The sequence below is a fragment of the Pseudoalteromonas sp. 20-92 genome (genome assembly GCF_030847595.1).
In the GTDB taxonomy this organism is placed as follows: domain Bacteria; phylum Pseudomonadota; class Gammaproteobacteria; order Enterobacterales; family Alteromonadaceae; genus Pseudoalteromonas; species Pseudoalteromonas fuliginea.
The window spans coordinates 39388-58297 of record NZ_JANJGQ010000008.1 but is presented as its reverse complement, the minus strand read 5'-3'; the positions used below and the strand labels follow the sequence as shown (position 1 = coordinate 58297).

Sequence of the window (18910 nt, the reverse complement as noted above, 5' to 3'; positions counted from 1 at the left end):
GGAGGTTTTCGAGTAAAGACCTTATTAAAAATAATGGACTCAGCTCTACTATTAAATAAAACTTTACAGCTCATAAAAAGCATTCATCGTTTTATTTTGTAGAAAGATAAAGTTTACGTTAACTTAGTTGCTGTGTTTATAAATATAAAGAATAAAATTAGCTGCCTATGTCGAACAAAGTCGATACCAATGAAGCTCTGGAAATAAAAACTGAACAGCTTAGTATCATTAATCAGTTTTCATCTAGTTTATTACAGCTTGATACTCTAGAAGAGTTACTAGAATACGTAACAACTCAAGTCGTTAATAGACTTGGCTTTGTTGATTGTGTTATCTACCTTGCCGATGACTCAGCTTCTATATTAAACCAAGTTGCATCTATGGGGATCCCCCATCAACGCTACAAATATAGAGCGCAACGAAAGGTAATACAGTTTAGTGAGGGAATTTCGGGCTTTGTTGCACGCACCGGTGAAGCAGTGATGCTTGGTGATGTAAGTACTGATAGCCGCTATATAGCAGATGAACGCCCTGCTCAGTCAGAATTATGTGTTCCTCTTATATATAAAGAGCAAATTTTAGGGGTAATTGATTGTGAACATCCCATTAAGAACTATTTTACTAATGCCCACCTTGAAATACTCACCACTGTCGCACATTTACTTAGTGCCAAAATAAACCAAGTTAATACTGTCAATAATTTACAACAAACTGTTGAGCAATTAAATAATGCGCAAAAACTTGAAAATAGTCTTTTGCAAATAGCTAACTTAACTTATAAAGCCAGTGACCTAGATACTTTTTTTGAATCTCTTCACGCTATAATTAATAGCTTGTTACGTGCAGATAATTTTTTTATTGCACTTTACGATAAACAAGTAGATATACTCGACATTGTCTACATTGTTGAAGAGGGTATTCAAACAAGCACCCATCAAAAATTTTCAAAAGAGCAACTTAAAGACACTGCCTCATATTATTTACTACAAAAAGATCAGCCATTACTTTTTACAAAAAAAGATTACAAACAACAAATAGCAGATGGCCACTTCAAAATGATAGGCCGACAATCCGAGTCTTGGTTGGGCGTACCATTTAAAGCAAATGAACGTATCAGTGGTGTTATTGTTGTTCAAAGTTATGATAAGTCTTTACATTACAGTGAGCATGACAGCTCATTATTAACGTATGTGAGCCGTCAAATTAGCATGGCAATAGATAGGCAACTTGCTCGCCAGGAGCTTGAACACCGTGCTTTACACGATGAATTGACTGGACTAGCTAATCGTTCACTATTAATAGAACGTGCGAAGCTCGCTATATTAAGACTAACACGTGCCAAAAAAGGCACCAGCCATGCGTTGTTATATTTAGATTTTGACCGATTTAAGAGTATTAATGATTCTCTAGGCCATGAAGTTGGTGACCACTTCTTAATTCGAATATGTGACTTAATTAAAGCCACCGTTCGTAATACCGATACCTTTGCCCGTTTAGGTGGCGATGAGTTTGCTATTTTCATGGAAAATATTACGCATCGAAACCAAGTCAACGAAGCGCTTAAACGGATTCAAACTGTACTTTCAAAACCAATCGATGTTGATGGTCATTTATTACAAGCTTCAACCAGTATCGGTATTGCATATAGTGATAATATAAATGATAAAGCTTATATATTACTTCAACAAGCTGACGCCGCTATGTACGAGGCTAAATCGACAGGTCGTGGGCAAGTTAAGTTTTTTAATAATACCATGCGTAAAAAGCTTAAGACTCATGCTGATATCGAAAACGATTTGCAACACGGTATTGAGCACAACGAATTTGAACTCTATTTTCAACCAATTTTTACCATCGCTGAAAGTGAAGTCATTGGTTTTGAAGCCTTAGTTCGTTGGCATCACCCTAAAAAAGGCTTTGTTTCACCGAATGACTTTATTCCTATTGCTGAAACCACTGGGCAGATTATAAACCTTGATTTGCACTTGCTCGATTTAGCTGCCCAACAAATTTCAGACTGGCACCAGCAAGGTCATCGATTCTTAAAAATTACAGTTAATGTATCATCTCGGCATTTTGCTAGTCTTGATTTTGTTGCGCAAATTCATGCTATTTACAACAAATATCAATTGCCTTTGGGTTCTTTATGCCTAGAAATTACAGAATCAGGTTTAATAGAGAATTTAGATCTAGCAACGCAAATTATAGAAGGCCTATCCCCTCTAAAAGTTAAGCTCTGTTTAGATGATTTTGGCACTGGATACTCTGCATTAGGCTATTTACATCAACTTCCGATTCATGTTTTAAAAATTGATAAGAGTTTTATTGACCACCTTCAAGATTCAACTAACCCGTTGGTTGAGGCTATTTTATCTCTGGCGCAATCATTAAAATTTGCTGTCGTAGCTGAAGGGATAGAGACTGTAGAACAACTAACTATATTACAATCGACGCAATGCGATTTTGGGCAAGGATTTTTAAAATCAAAACCTGTCAGCGCAAACGAAGCCATATTATTAATAAATAACCCCCTATAATATAGCCGATTTTACTCTTTGTTAATCGGTTTTACTTATTTTTACATGGATGTAAGCCTCTAAAGTAACGCAGAAGTAGTTATCGAGCTCACTACACACTTCACACCACGATTAAATCATCCTTAGATAACCTGAACTATGGATAATAAATCTATCTCGAGCAGTTATTTTCGACGCTAAAAATTACGTCCAGTTAAAATATATATTATTTTTCCTTCCTCTGATTCAACATGAAGCAAACTCATATAAAACTTGTAAAGTCAGTATTAAATGACTTCTATCATTAGAAATTTAAATTTTTAATAAATTTATGACAATAAACAGCAAAACTTTAGCCATCTAGACGTTGAAACGTTTTTTATATAGGCGTAGTATGTAATTAATCTGAGCTAAACTCACTTTTTTCATGAGAATTTTTAAAGATGATTGGTATTAAACATTTAAAAACCATAGCAACCCTAAAAGAAACAGGATCTTTGGTTAATACAGCACGAGAATTATTTTTAACACAGTCTGCTTTATCTCATCAAATCAAAGATTTAGAGAATAAATTAGATTGCCAATTATTCGAACGTAAAACTCAGCCAGTCCGCTTTACGCCCCAAGGAATGTTATTACTTGAGTTAGCTCACGAAATATTACCAAAAATGGAAGCGACTAAATGCCGTTTAAAAGAAAGCTTAAACCAGCCTATTTCTCAACTGCGTTTAAGTGTGGAATGCCATGCATGTTTTCATTGGTTATTGCCTACGATCAAAGAATTTAATAACTTTTGGCCTGATATAAAAATTGATTACGAGCGTGGTTTTAGTTATGACGCTATTCCTGACCTACTAAACGATGAACTCGACTTAGTTTTGACGTCTGATATACGTGAACCCGACACATTAGAATACGCGCACTTGTTTGATTTTAAACTGAAGCTTATTGTGGCGCCTGATCATGAACTTGCTAAAAAAGCATATGTAACAGCGCTTGATTTGAAAAACGAAACCATTATTTCATACCCTATCCCGCGCGAACGCCAAGATATTTTTAAATACTTTATTCAAAATGCACGTTTCGATGGCACCTTAAAAACAGTTGATCAAGGACTCCTTATTTTTCAATTAGTGAGTGCTGGAATGGGCGTTGCTGCTTTGCCCGATTGGCTAGTTACCCCTTATGAAAGCCAAGGTTTAATAAAGTCCATCCCGCTAGGTGCGCTTGGGCTTACTCGACCGATGTACTTAGCAATGAAAAAAGATATGAAAGATAACCCTGTTTATCGCCATTTTTTAAATACCTGTAAGCTAAATAACGGTCGATAAATCGCAATCTAATGAGTAACATAAAGCAATACTCTTGTTTTTATGTTGCTTATTATGTTTGTTATTAAAAAAATGATTGGTGGTTTACTTATGCCACTACCTCTATTTGGTTTATTTGCGTGTCTAATGCTCCTACTCGCATTTAAAGGCCGCAAATCAGCTCTCTTCTTATCTACTTTAAGCTTAATTGTATTACTTGCATTGAGTACACCCTTTATCGCCAATTTAATTATCCAAAATAATGAACCTGCGTCGCTTGCATTTAATGCCCTAAAGCACTCTAAAATAGACAAAATAGTCGTGCTAGGTTGCGACATAAACCCAAATTCGGCTTTAAGTTCAAATAATCAATTAGGTAATTGTGCGCTAACGCGCTTAGTCGAAGGTGTAAAACTTGCCAAGTACTACCCTAATGCAGAGCTTATAGTTTCAGGCGGGGGCTATCAAAATACCACTAATAGCGGGCTTATGTATCAAACAGCGGTGAGTTTAGGAATTAATAAAAGCCGTATATTCCAAAACCCAAAAGCAATGGATACCGGTGAAGAAGCTAAGTTACTCGCATCAAAATTAGTCGACTTTAAAGTTGCACTAGTAACATCTGTACTGCACATGCCCCGTGCCAAAGACTTATTTAATGCTCAAGGCATTAAAGTCATAACCGCAGCCACTGATTACCATAATTTTGCAGCGCTGCCGAGGAGCAAGCAGTTTATTCCAAATGCTCAAGCCTTACTTGTGGTTACGCAATATAGTCACGAAGTAGTAGGAAATACATGGATAAGTTTGCGCCGCTGGATAGATCCAGAGGCGCTGTAACTTATATAGTCCTAACCTGAACTCTGGACAATAAAATCTATTTCAACCAAAGTTCAGGTTAGCTAATAGATAGCCTAGTTAAACTGGGTTATCTATATCTATAAATATCACCTCAAAACCATGCTCTTGCGCTAATAACTCACCCAAAGCTTTTACACCATAGCGCTCTGTTGCATGATGCCCTGCTGCAAAAAAATCAATATTTTGCTCACGAGAGCTATGAATTGTTTGCTCTGATGCCTCACCGGTTAAATACGCGTCAATACCTTGCTCTGCAGCTAAATCAATATACCCTTGCCCTCCACCGGTGCACAGTGCAATAGTTTCAATTTTAGCTGAGCGTACTAAGCTTGTGAGTGGGGCCCGATTAAGTACTTTTGCTATTTTATTTGCAAAATCTTCACCATTTAGAGGCGTTTTTAAACGTCCTTTCATTGCTACGCTATTTGTAACTGGCTCAAGCCCAGCCTCTATTTCAATATCTAATAACTTTGCCAGTTGCGCGTTATTGCCTATTGCCGGGTGAATATCGAGTGGTAAGTGATAGCCAAATAAATTAATATCATTAGCTAGTAGCGCGCCTATACGACGCTTTTTCATTCCCGTTATAGGTTGCGATTCCCCCTTCCAAAAAAAACCATGGTGAACCAAAATAGCATCTGCTTGTTGCTCAATAGCAGAATCTATTAATGCTTGACTCGCGGTTACACCCGTCACAATTTTTTTAATTTCATTTTTACCTTCAACTTGTAAACCATTTGGGCAAAAGTCTTTAATTAAATGAGGCTTTAAAATGTCATTTAGGAGTTGGTTAAATTCTCTACGTTGCATATAACTTACCTTACTTTGCACTGAATTTTGTGCAAATTTTGGCGTTTATAGGCTTAAAATGGAAGGAAAATCGCAAAAAATTGAAAAACTGTTTTAAAATAGGTATAAATACGTCTTCTTTATCTGTGTTCACAACGTATAGGGTCTCTGATGAGCAAACTAGACAAAACAGAAGTGTTATCTGCCTTTGAATCAGCGTACGAAGCTGCCAATGGTAAAAAACCTGAAATCACAACTAAACCTGGCTGGTACAGCATCGATGGCGGTAAAAACTTACGCCTAGCTGATTTAGTAGAGCTAACTGAAGAATTAAGCTCTGGTAAAACGACACCCAAAGCGCCTGCTAAAAAAACTAAAACCAAAGCGGCTGCGCCTGTAAAAGCACAGAAAAAAGCCCCATTCACTGTTGTTACCGAAAATGAAGAAGGCTACACAGCGGAAGAGCTTTGGATTGTAATTTTAGCTCGTAAAGATCATGATTGTCGCTTACCGCGCGGTGTTGTTTAATCAACATTTATGATTTTTAAAAGAAACCGCGTTAAGCGGTTTTTTTATGCCTACTATTTACCGAGAAAGCCAGTAACCATTTTGCAGCAAAGCCACAAATAACAATAAACATCGTCCCGGCTAATACAGGCATAATCAAAAAGTCCCAACTCTGCCCTGATGCAATAATCAGAATAGGATTAGCACCTGCCGCCGGATGTACTGTTTTAGTGAGCATCATTAGTGTAATTGCAATGCCAACGGCCAATGCAATTGATGCACTGCCATCGCCAACATAAGTTACAAAAACGATACCCACAAATGCAGTTAAAAGATGACCAAAAATCACATTTTTTGGCTGTGCTAATGGGCTATTTGGAATACCAAATACAAGTACTGCTGTTGCACCAAAGGGTGCCATTAACCATATCCCATAATCACCCATGTTGTTCAACCACGCTAGAAATCCAAGCACAAGCGCTGAAAAAACACCGGCAACACAGGCTAATTTGATATCACTTAAATTCATTTTAATCTCTTACATCAAAAGTAGACCGACTTGTCTACATACACAGGGTAGACAAGTCAGTCTACTTGTGTCAACCTTTGTTTTTGAGGAGACTAAATGACTAAACAAGAACATATTGTAAATACGGCACTTACTTTGTTTTACACCAAAGGCTTACATGCTGTTGGCATTAATGAAATTCTAGCAGAATCTAACGTGGCAAAAAAAACACTTTATAATCATTTTGCCAGTAAAGATGAGTTAATTTGCGCGTGCTTAGCCAAAAGAGATACACAGTTTAATAGCTGGTTTGAAGAGATCTGCAATAAACCACTAGCTATTGAAGTCGCTATTTCGTTATTTGCTGGGTTAAAACTATGGTTTGCCAACCAAGTACCAAAGCTTGGGCATTTCAGTGGCTGTTTTTTTATAAATGCTGCAGCAGAGTATCCTAATGCTCAACACCCTATAGCAAAGCAATGTATGCAACATAAACAAACCATATTAGACATCATTTTAACTGCATTACTTGCTACACCCGAACTCAAAAATAATAAAGTTAAAGCGCTAGAAATTGCACATACCTTACTTACTCTCAAAGAGGGATTAATATGCCAAGCACGTGTAATGCATAACCAATCTCTCGTTATGCCAAGTATTACTTTGCTAAAACACATAACACAAAGCTAAAAAAAGCGGCTAATAGCCGCTTCCAAAAGATCAAAATAAATTACAGTTTTTCAAAATAAAGTGGTTCGCGCTCTTTTTTACCCACTTCATTCATTGTCTCTGCATTGAATAATCGACCATTGATCATGGTGTAATCTACTTTATCCGAATCTCGAATATTTTTAAGCGGATCGCCATCTATAACCATTAAATCAGCCAGTTTACCCACTTCAAGCGAGCCTACGTTTTTATCAAGCCCTAAATACTTAGCCGGATCGAGTGTCGATGCACGTATTGCCTCAAGCGGTGTCATTCCGCCTTGTGCAAACATCCACATCTCCCAGTGTGCACCTAAACCTTCACGCTGACCGTGAGCACCTAAGTTAACTAATACACCTAGGTCTTGCAGCTCAGCAGCAACGCGTGCGTTATTAAAGTGATTATAGTGATGATCGGGCGCTTTAATGCGGCGCATAGAGCGTGGTAATAATTGATTTTTTGGCACAAATTTACTTAAACGCGGATGATTCCACACATCAGTTTTATCATACCAGTAATTTTCCCCCCAAATGCCACCATAAGCCACTACAAGTGTTGGTGTATAACCAACATCACTTTGCGACCATAACTGCTTTATATCGTCGTATATGTGCTCTACAGGGATTGAATGCTCAATACCTGTGTGTCCATCTACAATCATACTTAAGTTATGTTGTAATAATGAGCCGCCTTCAGGGACAACCATCATTTCAAGCATCCGACCTGCTTCAATAACTTGTTGGCGCTGCTCACGACGTGGCTGGTTATACGACTTAACACTAAACGCCCCTACTTTTTTAAGGCGCTCTAAATGAAATTTAGCATCGTCTAACGAGTCAATATGCGACGTATAACCTGGCATATTTGCGCCATATAAAATAGTACCCGTTGAGAAAATACGCGGGCCAACAATCATGCCTGCCTTTTGCATTTCGCTTGCGGTAAATATTTCTGAGGTATCGTTTGATGGATCGTGAATTGTAGTTACACCCAGCGCTAAACCTGAAAAGTTTTTCCAGTTTTGCTGAGGTATAATTTCGTCACTTGCTTGCGAGCCATGTGCATGAGCATCAACAATACCAGGCATAATAGTTTTACCTGTTACATCAATAACCTCAGCACCTTTAGGAATGCTTATATCGCTGGCTGTACCAATTGCTTTAATATGCTTGCCATCAGTGATAATCACGCCATTTTCAATAACCTTTTCGCCGTCCATGGTAATAATTTTTGCACCAGTGAGCGCAATCATACCTTTAGGCTCTGCCATTTTTTTACTGAAACCAATATTATCGCCACTTTTCACTTTAAAGTCGGCATCTTCGGCTTTGTTAATGGCAAACATCCCCTCAAGGCTTGCATGATAAAGCTCAGGCCCTAATGTCCAGTAAAGTTTGTTGCTCTTAGCACTCCAGCTAATGTTTTCACCAGCACGCACCGATAACTGCTCTATTGGGAATTGACTGTCTTTAGGCCCAATATTAATTGTTTTACCACTTTGAACAAACGGCGTTACAAATACTTTAAATCGCTCAGCAAAAGCGAGGTATTGCCCATCTGGTGATACTCTAAATTCTGTCGCATGCTCTGATTCGTAAAGTTTGCGAACTTTTTTACTTTCAAGCTCAACTACACTTAGCGTTGGTTTTGGCCAAGGACTCATTATAAAAACGCGATCGTTTGCATCTCCAAATTGTGGTTGATAACCACTTTTTGAAATAAGCTCACTTTTACCGCCTTTTGCGCTTACGCTATAAACCCCCGGATTAAGTGACCATTTAGGGTTTAAAATACTGCCGCCAGTAGCTTTTCGATAAACAACCGTCTTTCCATCTGGGCTAAACGTAGGCTCTACATATTTCCCGGGCTCTTTAGTAATTGTATCGCCACGACCACTACGCGCAGAAACCACTCTTACAGACCCTTGTTTGTTATCATCCCATGTGGTGTAAACTATTTTTTTACCATCGCGAGAGTACTGTGGAAATAATTCGTAATGATCAGTTTGCTTTGTTAAACGCTTAATTTTACCTGACTCTAAATCACGTTTATAAATATGCCCAAGCGCTTCAAAAATTGCAGTTTCGCCATCTGGGCTTACTTGCACATTACGCAGCATTTTTACATCAAACTCGTCGGTATCTAAGTTTTGTGTAAAGCGCACTGCTTTTTGAATTTTTTTACTTGTTTGCACTTTAAAAGGTATGGTTTTAACAGATTTGTCTGCAACATCTAGCTTGTGAATTGTGCCACCAGCCCAAAATACCAGTTCTTCATTATCGGGTGTCCATGCAATGGTTGGGTATACACCATGAATAGCCCAGGTTTCTTGCATATCTCGCTCAAGCTTATCGTAAAGCTTAGTGTGCTCACCGCTGGTTAAGTCATATAAATAAAGACTAGTTTGAAAATCATCACGCTTTATATACGCCAGTTTTTTACCATCAGGTGACGGTGTAGGCCTAATAGCACCGCCCATCGTATCGATTATGGTTTCAATTTCACCCGTTTCACGGTCGTAGCGCTTAATTTTATAAATGCCCGCTACAGAATCCTTTGAATAATGAAAGGTTTTACCGGGTGTTGCATCATGCGAGAAGTATACATAACGACCTTCAGGTGAAAACATTGGCTCACCTAAATCTTTTTGATCGTTCTCGCGTTTTGTAAGCTGCACACCCTTGCCACCCGCTTTATGATACAACCACACTTCACCGGCACCTAATGAGCGGCTAGCTGTAAAGTGTTTACGCGCAACTAAGTAGTCGCCATCAGGACTCCATGCAGGGCTATTTAGTAATCTAAAGGTTTCATCGGTAACAGCGTGTTGATTTTCGCCATTTAAGTCCATTATCCAAATGTTATCGCCACCACCTTGGTCGGAGGTAAACGCAATACTTTTGCCGTTAGGACTAAAGCGTGGTTGCATTTGCCATGCAATATCAGAGGTGAGCTTTGTAGCTGTACCACCACTCATTGGCATAGTGTAAATATCGCCAAGTAAGTCAAACACCACGGTTTTACCATCAGGGCTAATATCTATATTCATCCATGTGCCTTGCTCAACGCTAATTGCAGCGTCAACAAATTGCCCCTTAGGTGAATCTACTTGCCATTTTTGTTCGTCTTTTTCGGCGGCATTCACTTGCCCTATCGCTAATGACACCGACAATGCCAATACAGTATGAAGCATTTTTTTCATGCGTTTCTCGCTTGTTTTTGTTGCTGTAAAACTATTTTACACAATTGCAACAAAAACAAGCACAACTTGCCAGTGTTATATGATAAAGCGCGGTTTATATAAGTTTAATGCCAAACTATAGGGTCAAATTGATAGTAATTAACGAGCATACTATAAATTTCAGGATCGTATCGGCGCAGCTCTGCGGGTTTTTCGAGGAAGGTTTCGGTAATAACAGCAAAAAATTCGGCTTCATTAGTTGCACCATAGCTGTGAATAACGTGTGGCATGCTATAAGCAACATGACTTTTCAACTGCGTAAACGCGCGGCTAAATACTCGGCCCCACTCTTTGTAATCTGCTGAGCTTTTTAAAAGTGGCGTGCCTGTTGTTTTTCCTGTTTCTTGATCGAGTTGATGCGCAAATTCATGAAAAACTAAATTATGTCCATCACTTGGCAAGCGGTTACCTTCAAGCACGTCATGCCAACTGAGTACTAGTGTGCCGCCAGGCCAAGACTCACCAAGCCTTACTGCATTATGGTAACTCACAAGCCCTGCACTATCGCGTGTTGATTGCGGGGCGTAATAAGCACTTGGGTATAATAAAATTTCTTTTACATTTTTATATAACGGCCACGGTTTATTAAGTACTAATACACACGCATCAGCGGCTACAATTAACTTCATTGCGGGTGTCAATTTTAAACCATCACAACCAACAAAGCGTTTTTCGTTTAAAAACCACGTAATATGTCGCTCTAATTTTTCTCTGTCAGCGTCGGTCATTTTTTTATAGATGGGCATACAACGCAGTAAAATATCTTTTTGCTGTGAATTTAAAGCAAAGTCTTTATATTTACTGCGCCATAATCGGTTTTGAATTGATGGCCAGCGCCAGAAAATCACCACAAAAAGAATTAAAACAACAATTAACAGTCCATTTATCATGGGGATTTCCTGAGCTAAGGTATGGTATATAAATATGTCCAGCGCACGTGCTTTTCAAGCATATAAGGTTATGTATTTGAATATAAAGTAATTCACATCGCATTGCTTATAGATTACTTATAAATTGTTTACTGCTTTGCACTGCCGTTAAATGACGTGTTTAAAGTTAACCTTTGCAAAAGGAGTCAAATGTACCCTGCAATGTGCTTATAAATTTCGCTACGTGCAAACCATCCATTAATGAGTGGTGTACATCGATAGCTAAAGGCATTGTACCGGTGTGTTTATCAAACTGACCAAATACAAATTTAGGAATGCCTAAACTCTGCCCTTCACTAAATGCATGCGAAAACGCACTAAAATTCAGCCACGGCAAAACAGATATATGAATTAAATCTGCCTGCCCTTCTGTTTGGGCAAATGCATCAGAAAATAACGGCTGTTGTTTCGCTTTTTTACTCACGTCACTTGCATGATTTACAAACTCTTTAAAATCGCTTGCGCTACTAAAATAACTAAAAACAAACGTATCGTTTTCAGACAACTCAACCACACTAGCGCGAACACTGTTAAGTAACCATGGTTGATTATCTATAATACGTAGCATTATTGAATCGTACTCATGGCACGCTTTTAAGGTGCAATATACATACGCTTGAAAAAAAGAAAATTGATTGGTTTTACAATAGTCGTAAAGTGCTTGAGCATCTAAACGCACACACACATTAAAATAAGGCTGAGAAAAGTGTTTAAATAATTCAAAGTGTTGCTTTCTAGGCCAATTATCTAAATCGATAGGCTGCATGAGAGAAGTTGAGGGAGTCATAATTTGCCGCACAAAATTAAAAATAAAGTGTACCGCTGTTCAATAATAATTGCATTAGGGTCTGTTGATCTTTCAAGGTTAAATCCGCAAAGCTCAACCCCCCTTAACTTACAGATAAAAAAAGGTGCGCAATTGCACACCTTTATATAAATTCAAACTTAGATTACAGACCGTTTTTAATGATCTCTTGCGCTAATTCGTCAGCAATTAAATGCGTTGATTTTTGCTCTTTTTCGCTGCGAGCAAAAATTTCAGTTAACGTATTAAAAATACCTTCAACATGTTTATTAGACGCTGTTGCACTGTAACCATCTGGCGCTGTTTCATAATAAACATTAATAATACCACCGGCGTTAATTACGTAATCTGGTGCATATAAAATGCCTTTTTCACGAATAACTTCACCGTGGCGAGATTCTGCCAGCTGATTGTTAGCACAGCCTGCAATAATAGTCGCTTTTAAACGCGGTATCGTTAAATCGTTAACGGTTGCGCCTAATGCACAAGGTGCATAAACATCAACATCTAAGTCGTAAATGTCATCAATGCCAACCGCAGTTGCACCAAAATCACTTACTACACGGTCAATGGCAGCTTGGTTAATGTCAGTTACAAACAACTCAGCGCCCGCATCATGTAAATGTTTACATAAACCATAAGCAACAGCACCTAAACCTTGAACAGCCACTTTTACGCCTGCAAAATTTTGATGGCCACGTTGATGCTGTAGCGCTGCTTTAATTCCTAAAAACGTACCGTATGCTGTAAATGGCGATGGGTTACCGCTTTTACCTTCAAGACCCAGTACGTAATTAGTTTCTTTATTCATGATAGCTACATCAGCACATGTGATGTTTACATCTTCTGCTGAGTAATAGCTGCCATTTAATCGCTCTAACTGACGGCCAAATGCACGAAATAATTGCTCAGATTTAATTTCTTTCGCATTACCTATAATTACAGATTTACCGCCACCAAACGGTAAGCGCGCAACTGCATTTTTATAAGTCATGCCCTTTGATAAACGTAGCACGTCATAAACAGCATCTTCGTCGTTCGCATAATCCCACATTCTACATCCGCCAACAGCAGGACCTAGGTTAGTATTATGTACAGCAATAATTGCTTTTAAACCCGACTCTTCATCAGAACAAAAAACCACTTGTTCATGGTTATCAAATTCAACTCGATTAAACACAGCCACTTAAAATACTCCGAAATAGTTAACCCGTGAAAGGGTATGCGCGCTGGAAATTGCCGAGACTTTATCACTTCATATACGTGTTCGCTATACTCACAGATGATAAAACCAATGAAAACATCAAGCTTAAATTAAATAACCAAATTAAAACTTTTATATAGATAAAAAATTCACAAGAGCGTCGTTTGTAAGTTTTAAAAACTATAAATAGAACAACCACACCTACTTACGTTTACGTGAACGTAACACAGTTATTGCATGTAAAGTTTAATATACAAGTGCTACTTGCCCGACACGTACTGCTGCCTATAGGTTTTCAGTAAAAAGTGAGCTTTTTCGCAAACTGGTCAGAGCTGTAAACTTACTAATAACTCTATTTAAAAAAACAAAAAAGCGAGCACTAGGCTCGCTTTTTAAGAATACAAAACGTACGTTATTTTAGCTTGCTATCAAGCTCTTCAATTTTAGCTTTCCAGATAGCAGGGCCTTGTGTATGCGCATTGGCGCCTTCACTGTCTACTGCAACAGTCACTGGCATATCTTCTACTTCAAATTCGTAAATAGCTTCCATACCTAAATCTTCAAAAGCTACAACACGCGCTTTTTTAATCGCTTTAGATACTAAGTAAGCTGCGCCGCCTACAGCCATCAAATAAACAGATTTATGCTCTTTAATAGACTCAACCGTTGCAGGGCCACGTTCAGCTTTACCAATCATGCCTACAATGCCTGTTTTTTCTAGCATCATATCGGTAAATTTATCCATGCGCGTGGCTGTTGTAGGGCCAGCAGGACCTACTGCTTCATCGCGTACCGCATCCACAGGGCCTACGTAATAAATAAATTTATTATCAAAGTCTACGCCCTCAGGTAAACCTTCACCTGAGTTGATCATATCTTGCAAACGTTTATGCGCTGCATCACGACCTGTTAAAATAGTGCCCGAAAGTAAAACGGTTTCACCCATTTTCCATTCTTGAACATCTTTTTTAGTCAGTGTATTTAAATCAACACGACGTGTGCCTTCGCCTACTTCAAATGTTACTTGTGGCCAATCTTCTAGTTTAGGTGCTTTTAAATTAGCAGGGCCAGAACCGTCAAGCGTAAAATGTACATGGCGAGTTGCCGCACAATTTGGGATCATTACTACAGGTTTTGAAGCTGCATGCGTTGGTGCTGTTTTAATTTTAACATCAACAACCGTTGTTAAACCGCCTAAGCCTTGTGCGCCAATACCTAATTTATTAGCACGATCAAAAATTTCTAAACGCAGTTTTTCTTCAGTTGTCTCTGCGCCGCGTTCCATTAGTTCATGGATATCAACCGGATCCATTAACGACTCTTTAGCCATTACTGCTGCTTTTTCAGCCGTACCACCAATACCTATACCTAGCATGCCTGGCGGACACCAACCAGCACCCATTGTTGGTAGTGTTTTTTCTACCCATGCAGCAACATCATCTGACGGGTTTAACATAACCATTTTACTTTTGTTTTCAGAGCCGCCGCCTTTAGCCGCAACCATTACTTCTACTTTTCCACCCGCTACTAAATCAATATGCACAACCGAAGGCGTATTATCTTTAGTGTTTTTACGTGTGCCAGCAGGGTCTGCAACAATAGATGCACGTAAAGGGTTATCTGGATTTAAATATGCACGACGAGTACCTTCATCAACCATTTGTTGAACGGTTAAATCTGTTTTATCCCACTTAACATCCATACCTACTTTAACAAAACAGGTAATAATACCGGTGTCTTGGCAAAGTGGACGCTTGCCTTCAGCCGACATGCGTGAGTTAATTAAAATTTGTGCAATGGCGTCTTTAGCCGCTTTACTTTGTTCTTTGTTGTACGCTTTTTCGAGTGCTTGAACAAAATCAAGTGGGTGATAGAACGAAATATATTGCAATGCATCTTCAATGCTATCAATAAAGTCTTGCTGACAAATTGTACTCATAGTGGTTCCTTAAGTTACCGTTACGCGTTGTCGCGTAATCTAAATCAAACCGGTGACGGTGGTTTGCACTGTTTTTTGCAGCTTAGTGCTGCCAAAAAATTTGACTTATGATACCCTCCCAGCCCGTTTCGAGCCAGTTCTTAAAGGGGCAGTAAATGCTAAACAATAAAAAAAATTGTATTAAATTAGGCATAACACAAAACTGCATTGACGTTTTTGCGCATTTTTCACATTTGCCTTACGCAATTCTATTAGATTCTGCAAATAGTAATCATATAAACAGCCGTTTTGATATTATTGCCATTGAGCCGCAAAGTACCCTTGAAGTAAAAAATAATAAAAGCTTTTTAAATAATATAGAAAGTAGTGATAACTGCTTTGAAATTATGAATAATGAGCTTTCGCATCTTGCTAAAACAAAAGCCGATTACGATTTACCCTTTAACGGCGGCTGGCTTGGCTACTTTGGCTACGACTTAGGGCGTACAATTGAAAACATCCCCACTCATGCTATTGAAGACATTAATCTTCCCCAAATGGCTATTGGCCTTTACTTAGATGCCCTTATTTACGACAAGCTGCAACAAAGCTGGTTTTATGTATCGCAGCCAAACACCGATCGATTAGCGCTTTATGAGCAATATTTAAATACGCACGTTAACTCCCAAGTTAATACGCAGTCCTTTGCCCTAAACAGCGACTGGCAATCAAATATGAGCGAAACGGAGTACGCTGCAAAGTTTGCCCAAATTGAGGAGTATTTAAAAAGTGGCGATTGTTACCAAATTAATTTAGCGCAGCGCTTCAACGCTCAGTTTGAAGGCTCCCCTTGGGCAGCTTACATTAAACTACGTGAAGCAAATAAAGCGCCATTTTCGAGCTTTATAAATCACCCTCAAGGGGCCATTTTATCAATTTCCCCTGAGCGCTTTATATCAGTAAATAATAACGTTGTAGAAACCAAACCTATTAAAGGCACACTGCCGCGAAAAGCGGATGCGCTGGAAGATCAACGCCAAGCCCAAATACTCGCAGCATCAGCTAAAGATCGCGCTGAAAATGTCATGATTGTTGATTTACTGCGTAACGACTTAGGCAAAGTGGCAAAACCTGGCAGCGTTCACGTCCCTTCTCTTTTTGCTATTGAAAGCTTTCCGGCAGTGCATCATTTAGTAAGCACGGTAACCTCTGAACTTGATGAAGGTAAAACAGCCGTCGATCAGCTAAAAGCGGCTTTTCCGGGTGGCTCAATCACCGGTGCGCCCAAAATTAGAGCGATGGAAATAATTGAAGAGCTAGAGCCGCATCGCCGCAGCATTTACTGTGGTTCAATAGGTTATTTAAGTGCATGTGGAAATATGGATACGAGTATCACTATTCGCACCTTGGTGTGCCACAAAGCGCAAGTTTACTGCTGGGCAGGTGGCGGAATAGTAGCTGATTCTAAAGTCGAATTGGAATATCAAGAAACTTACGATAAAGTAAACAAAATCCTCCCTTTATTAAAACAGTAGGTCGCTTTGAATAGTGAACACATTGTGGCGCGGTTTCTGTTAAGCCCTACAGCTGCGCCAAACCAGTTAAAAGACACGCGTAAAAAACGTGCTAGCGCTGTTATGCTGCCAATTATTGATATAGATAATCATGCACATATTTTACTGTGTAAACGCCCTACTTATTTACACCATCATCCTGGGGAGATTTGTTTGCCCGGAGGTAAGTTTGAAGTAAGCGACATTACCCTTCGCGCCACAGCCCTACGCGAACTAAAAGAAGAGCTAAATATTGCCCAAAACAACGTTAATGTATTAGGTCACTTACCTGAGTATTCAACATTAACGGGCTTTAGTATTAGCCCCTATGTGGGTTTACTTAATAAAGGCACCACCTGGGAAAATGACTATAATGAAGTACAAGCGAGCTTTTTGCTCTCGGTCACTGAGCTAAATAACGAAGCTAACTGGCAACCCTTGCCTTTTCAACGATTTGGGAAGACGGTTATTTTGCAAGGTTTTAAAACGCCGCATGGTTTACTTTGGGGTGCGACTGCAAGCATTATAAAAAACTTTACAAAACAACTCGCCTTACCAGTTTAAATCTTCGTTATTAGTAGTTACACAATCACAATTCCACGTTATCATGCTCGACCGTTCAAAGAGCAGCTTCGTGCTGATAAAACAAAGTAGAGACACACATTATGATCAGTGCATTTGATATGTTTAGCATTGGTATTGGCCCTTCGTCATCACACACCGTTGGCCCAATGCGCGCATCACGCTTATTTGTTAATGACCTACAAGAACAACAATTATTAGCAAATGTTACCGATATTAAAGTAGAGCTTTATGGCTCTTTGGGTCAAACAGGTGTTGGCCATGGTTCGGGTAAAGCCGTAATTCTTGGTTTAGCCGGTTACGACCCTGAAACTATAGATGCCGATTTAGTCGACGACATTTTAGCGACCATCGAACAAGATCAGGTTATTTATTTAAACAAAACACACAAAGCTAAGTTTCCAAAGCAAGGCGCTATTGTTTTTCATCGTCGCAAAACGCTGCCTAAGCACTCTAATGCAATGGAAATTATCGCCTCAAACAACGGCGAAAAAGTTTACAGCAAAGTATATTACTCTATTGGCGGTGGCTTTATTGTTACTGACGAAGAGTTTGAAAACGAAAAACAAGCAGCCCTCGATATTAGAGAAGAAAACCCAGCCCCATTCCCATTTGGTAGCGCAAAAGAGTTACTAGAAATGTGTAAAGAGTCAGGGCTTAGTGTTTCAAGCTTGATGATGAAGAACGAAAAGACACTGCGCACTGAAGATGAAATAAAAGACACGCTGTTTCATATCTGGAAAGTAATGATGGCCTGTATTGACCGTGGTATGCGTACAGAAGGTATTTTACCTGGCGGCTTAAAAGTAAAGCGCCGTGCGCCTAGCTTATACTTAAAACTAAATATAGAAGTCAGTAACGACCCACTTCGTGCAATGGACTGGGTTGATTTATTTGCCCTTGCCGTAAACGAAGAAAATGCGGCAGGTGGCCGTGTAGTTACCGCACCAACTAATGGTGCTGCGGGTATTTTACCAGCTGTACTTATGTACTATCACACATTTGTGAAAGAAGTAGACCGCGATATAGCCACACGTTATTTATTAACGGCTGCTGCTATTGGTATTTTATATAAAAAGAATGCCTCTATATCGGGTGCCGAAGTAGGTTGCCAAGGTGAAGTTGGCGTTGCGTGCTCTATGGCAGCAGGCGCATTAACCGAAATTGTTGGTGGCAATGTTGTGCAAGTAGAAAACGCAGCAGAAATTGGTATGGAACATAATTTAGGCCTCACGTGCGACCCTGTTGGTGGCTTAGTACAAGTGCCGTGTATTGAACGTAATGCAATGGGCGCGATTAAAGCAATTAATGCCTCACGTTTAGCTATTCGTGGCAGTGGAGAGCAAAAGGTATCACTTGATAAAGTGATTAAAACCATGCTTGAAACCGGCAACGATATGAAAACTAAATACAAAGAAACCGCTCGCGGTGGATTGGCTGTTAATATTATTGAATGTTAAAAATAACTAAAAAAGGCCA

At 39.2% G+C, this 18910-nt stretch carries 15 protein-coding genes; 8 read left to right on the top strand and 7 right to left on the bottom strand.

What is annotated here, in order from left to right:
• Nucleotides 1–167: 167 nt before the first annotated feature.
• The 3 genes from NRL14_RS09675 to NRL14_RS09665 all read left to right on the top strand — a co-directional run bounded on the left by NRL14_RS09675 (nt 168) and on the right by NRL14_RS09665 (nt 4666).
• Nucleotides 168–2537 (top strand): EAL domain-containing protein, encoded by a 2370-nt coding sequence (locus NRL14_RS09675; RefSeq protein ID WP_306724532.1) that lies wholly within the window; start codon nt 168–170, stop codon nt 2535–2537.
• A 422-nt stretch (nt 2538–2959) separates the two neighbouring features.
• A complete protein-coding gene (locus tag NRL14_RS09670) occupies nt 2960–3847 on the top strand; it encodes a LysR family transcriptional regulator (RefSeq protein WP_007375877.1) in 888 nt (295 codons plus the stop codon).
• Between the two features lie 54 nt (nt 3848–3901).
• Complete coding sequence (locus NRL14_RS09665) at nt 3902–4666, top strand: YdcF family protein (protein WP_306724531.1); 765 nt, start codon at nt 3902–3904, stop codon at nt 4664–4666.
• A gap of 78 nt (nt 4667–4744) precedes the next feature.
• Here NRL14_RS09665 and NRL14_RS09660 read toward each other — a convergent pair whose 3' ends face one another.
• The gene (locus NRL14_RS09660; RefSeq protein ID WP_306724530.1) at nt 4745–5497 is read right to left on the bottom strand and encodes a Nif3-like dinuclear metal center hexameric protein; all 753 of its coding nucleotides are present in this window, start codon (nt 5495–5497) and stop codon (nt 4745–4747) included.
• A gap of 150 nt (nt 5498–5647) precedes the next feature.
• Here NRL14_RS09660 and NRL14_RS09655 point away from each other — a divergent pair, with 150 nt between their 5' ends.
• Nucleotides 5648–6004, top strand: a complete 357-nt coding sequence (locus NRL14_RS09655; RefSeq protein ID WP_007375880.1) for a hypothetical protein — start codon at nt 5648–5650, stop codon at nt 6002–6004.
• 31 nt (nt 6005–6035) lie between these two features.
• Here NRL14_RS09655 and NRL14_RS09650 read toward each other — a convergent pair whose 3' ends face one another.
• The gene (locus NRL14_RS09650; RefSeq protein WP_007375881.1) at nt 6036–6512 is read right to left on the bottom strand and encodes an HPP family protein; all 477 of its coding nucleotides are present in this window, start codon (nt 6510–6512) and stop codon (nt 6036–6038) included.
• 96 nt (nt 6513–6608) lie between these two features.
• Between NRL14_RS09650 and NRL14_RS09645 the strand changes: the two genes are divergently transcribed.
• On the top strand, nt 6609–7181 hold the full coding sequence (locus tag NRL14_RS09645; RefSeq protein WP_306724529.1) for a TetR/AcrR family transcriptional regulator: 573 nt from the start codon (nt 6609–6611) through the stop codon (nt 7179–7181).
• A gap of 40 nt (nt 7182–7221) precedes the next feature.
• Here NRL14_RS09645 and NRL14_RS09640 read toward each other — a convergent pair whose 3' ends face one another.
• The 5 genes from NRL14_RS09640 to NRL14_RS09620 all read right to left on the bottom strand — a co-directional run bounded on the left by NRL14_RS09640 (nt 7222) and on the right by NRL14_RS09620 (nt 15317).
• On the bottom strand, nt 7222–10401 hold the full coding sequence (locus NRL14_RS09640) for an amidohydrolase family protein (RefSeq protein ID WP_306724528.1): 3180 nt from the start codon (nt 10399–10401) through the stop codon (nt 7222–7224).
• A 104-nt stretch (nt 10402–10505) separates the two neighbouring features.
• The gene (locus NRL14_RS09635) at nt 10506–11330 is read right to left on the bottom strand and encodes a M90 family metallopeptidase (RefSeq protein WP_008138451.1); all 825 of its coding nucleotides are present in this window, start codon (nt 11328–11330) and stop codon (nt 10506–10508) included.
• A 166-nt stretch (nt 11331–11496) separates the two neighbouring features.
• Complete coding sequence (locus NRL14_RS09630) at nt 11497–12135, bottom strand: chloramphenicol acetyltransferase (RefSeq protein ID WP_306724561.1); 639 nt, start codon at nt 12133–12135, stop codon at nt 11497–11499.
• Nucleotides 12136–12319: 184 nt separating this feature from the next.
• Complete coding sequence (locus NRL14_RS09625; RefSeq protein WP_306724527.1) at nt 12320–13360, bottom strand: Glu/Leu/Phe/Val dehydrogenase; 1041 nt, start codon at nt 13358–13360, stop codon at nt 12320–12322.
• 430 nt (nt 13361–13790) lie between these two features.
• Nucleotides 13791–15317, bottom strand: coding sequence for a fumarate hydratase (locus tag NRL14_RS09620; protein WP_007375888.1), 1527 nt, complete (start codon nt 15315–15317; stop codon nt 13791–13793).
• A gap of 155 nt (nt 15318–15472) precedes the next feature.
• Between NRL14_RS09620 and pabB the strand changes: the two genes are divergently transcribed.
• The 3 genes from pabB to NRL14_RS09605 all read left to right on the top strand — a co-directional run bounded on the left by pabB (nt 15473) and on the right by NRL14_RS09605 (nt 18891).
• Nucleotides 15473–16831, top strand: coding sequence for an aminodeoxychorismate synthase component I (gene pabB / locus NRL14_RS09615; protein ID WP_149614126.1), 1359 nt, complete (start codon nt 15473–15475; stop codon nt 16829–16831).
• A 6-nt stretch (nt 16832–16837) separates the two neighbouring features.
• Nucleotides 16838–17413 carry a CoA pyrophosphatase gene (locus NRL14_RS09610; protein ID WP_306724526.1) on the top strand — a complete coding sequence of 192 codons (576 nt, stop codon included), beginning with the start codon at nt 16838–16840 and terminating at the stop codon, nt 17411–17413.
• Between the two features lie 101 nt (nt 17414–17514).
• Nucleotides 17515–18891, top strand: a complete 1377-nt coding sequence (locus NRL14_RS09605) for an L-serine ammonia-lyase (protein ID WP_007375891.1) — start codon at nt 17515–17517, stop codon at nt 18889–18891.
• Nucleotides 18892–18910 lie beyond the last annotated feature (19 nt).

Coding starts and splice junctions, on each gene's coding strand:
- NRL14_RS09655 (WP_007375880.1), top strand. CDS start 5,648: ATGAGCAAACTAGACAAAACAGAAGTGTTATCTGCCTTTGAATCAGCG.
- pabB (WP_149614126.1), top strand. CDS start 15,473: ATGCTAAACAATAAAAAAAATTGTATTAAATTAGGCATAACACAAAAC.
- NRL14_RS09620 (WP_007375888.1), bottom strand. CDS start 15,317: ATGAGTACAATTTGTCAGCAAGACTTTATTGATAGCATTGAAGATGCA.
- NRL14_RS09675 (WP_306724532.1), top strand. CDS start 168: ATGTCGAACAAAGTCGATACCAATGAAGCTCTGGAAATAAAAACTGAA.
- NRL14_RS09630 (WP_306724561.1), bottom strand. CDS start 12,135: ATGCAGCCTATCGATTTAGATAATTGGCCTAGAAAGCAACACTTTGAA.
- NRL14_RS09660 (WP_306724530.1), bottom strand. CDS start 5,497: ATGCAACGTAGAGAATTTAACCAACTCCTAAATGACATTTTAAAGCCT.
- NRL14_RS09635 (WP_008138451.1), bottom strand. CDS start 11,330: ATGATAAATGGACTGTTAATTGTTGTTTTAATTCTTTTTGTGGTGATT.
- NRL14_RS09650 (WP_007375881.1), bottom strand. CDS start 6,512: ATGAATTTAAGTGATATCAAATTAGCCTGTGTTGCCGGTGTTTTTTCA.
- NRL14_RS09665 (WP_306724531.1), top strand. CDS start 3,902: ATGTTTGTTATTAAAAAAATGATTGGTGGTTTACTTATGCCACTACCT.
- NRL14_RS09670 (WP_007375877.1), top strand. CDS start 2,960: ATGATTGGTATTAAACATTTAAAAACCATAGCAACCCTAAAAGAAACA.
- NRL14_RS09645 (WP_306724529.1), top strand. CDS start 6,609: ATGACTAAACAAGAACATATTGTAAATACGGCACTTACTTTGTTTTAC.
- NRL14_RS09605 (WP_007375891.1), top strand. CDS start 17,515: ATGATCAGTGCATTTGATATGTTTAGCATTGGTATTGGCCCTTCGTCA.
- NRL14_RS09640 (WP_306724528.1), bottom strand. CDS start 10,401: ATGAAAAAAATGCTTCATACTGTATTGGCATTGTCGGTGTCATTAGCG.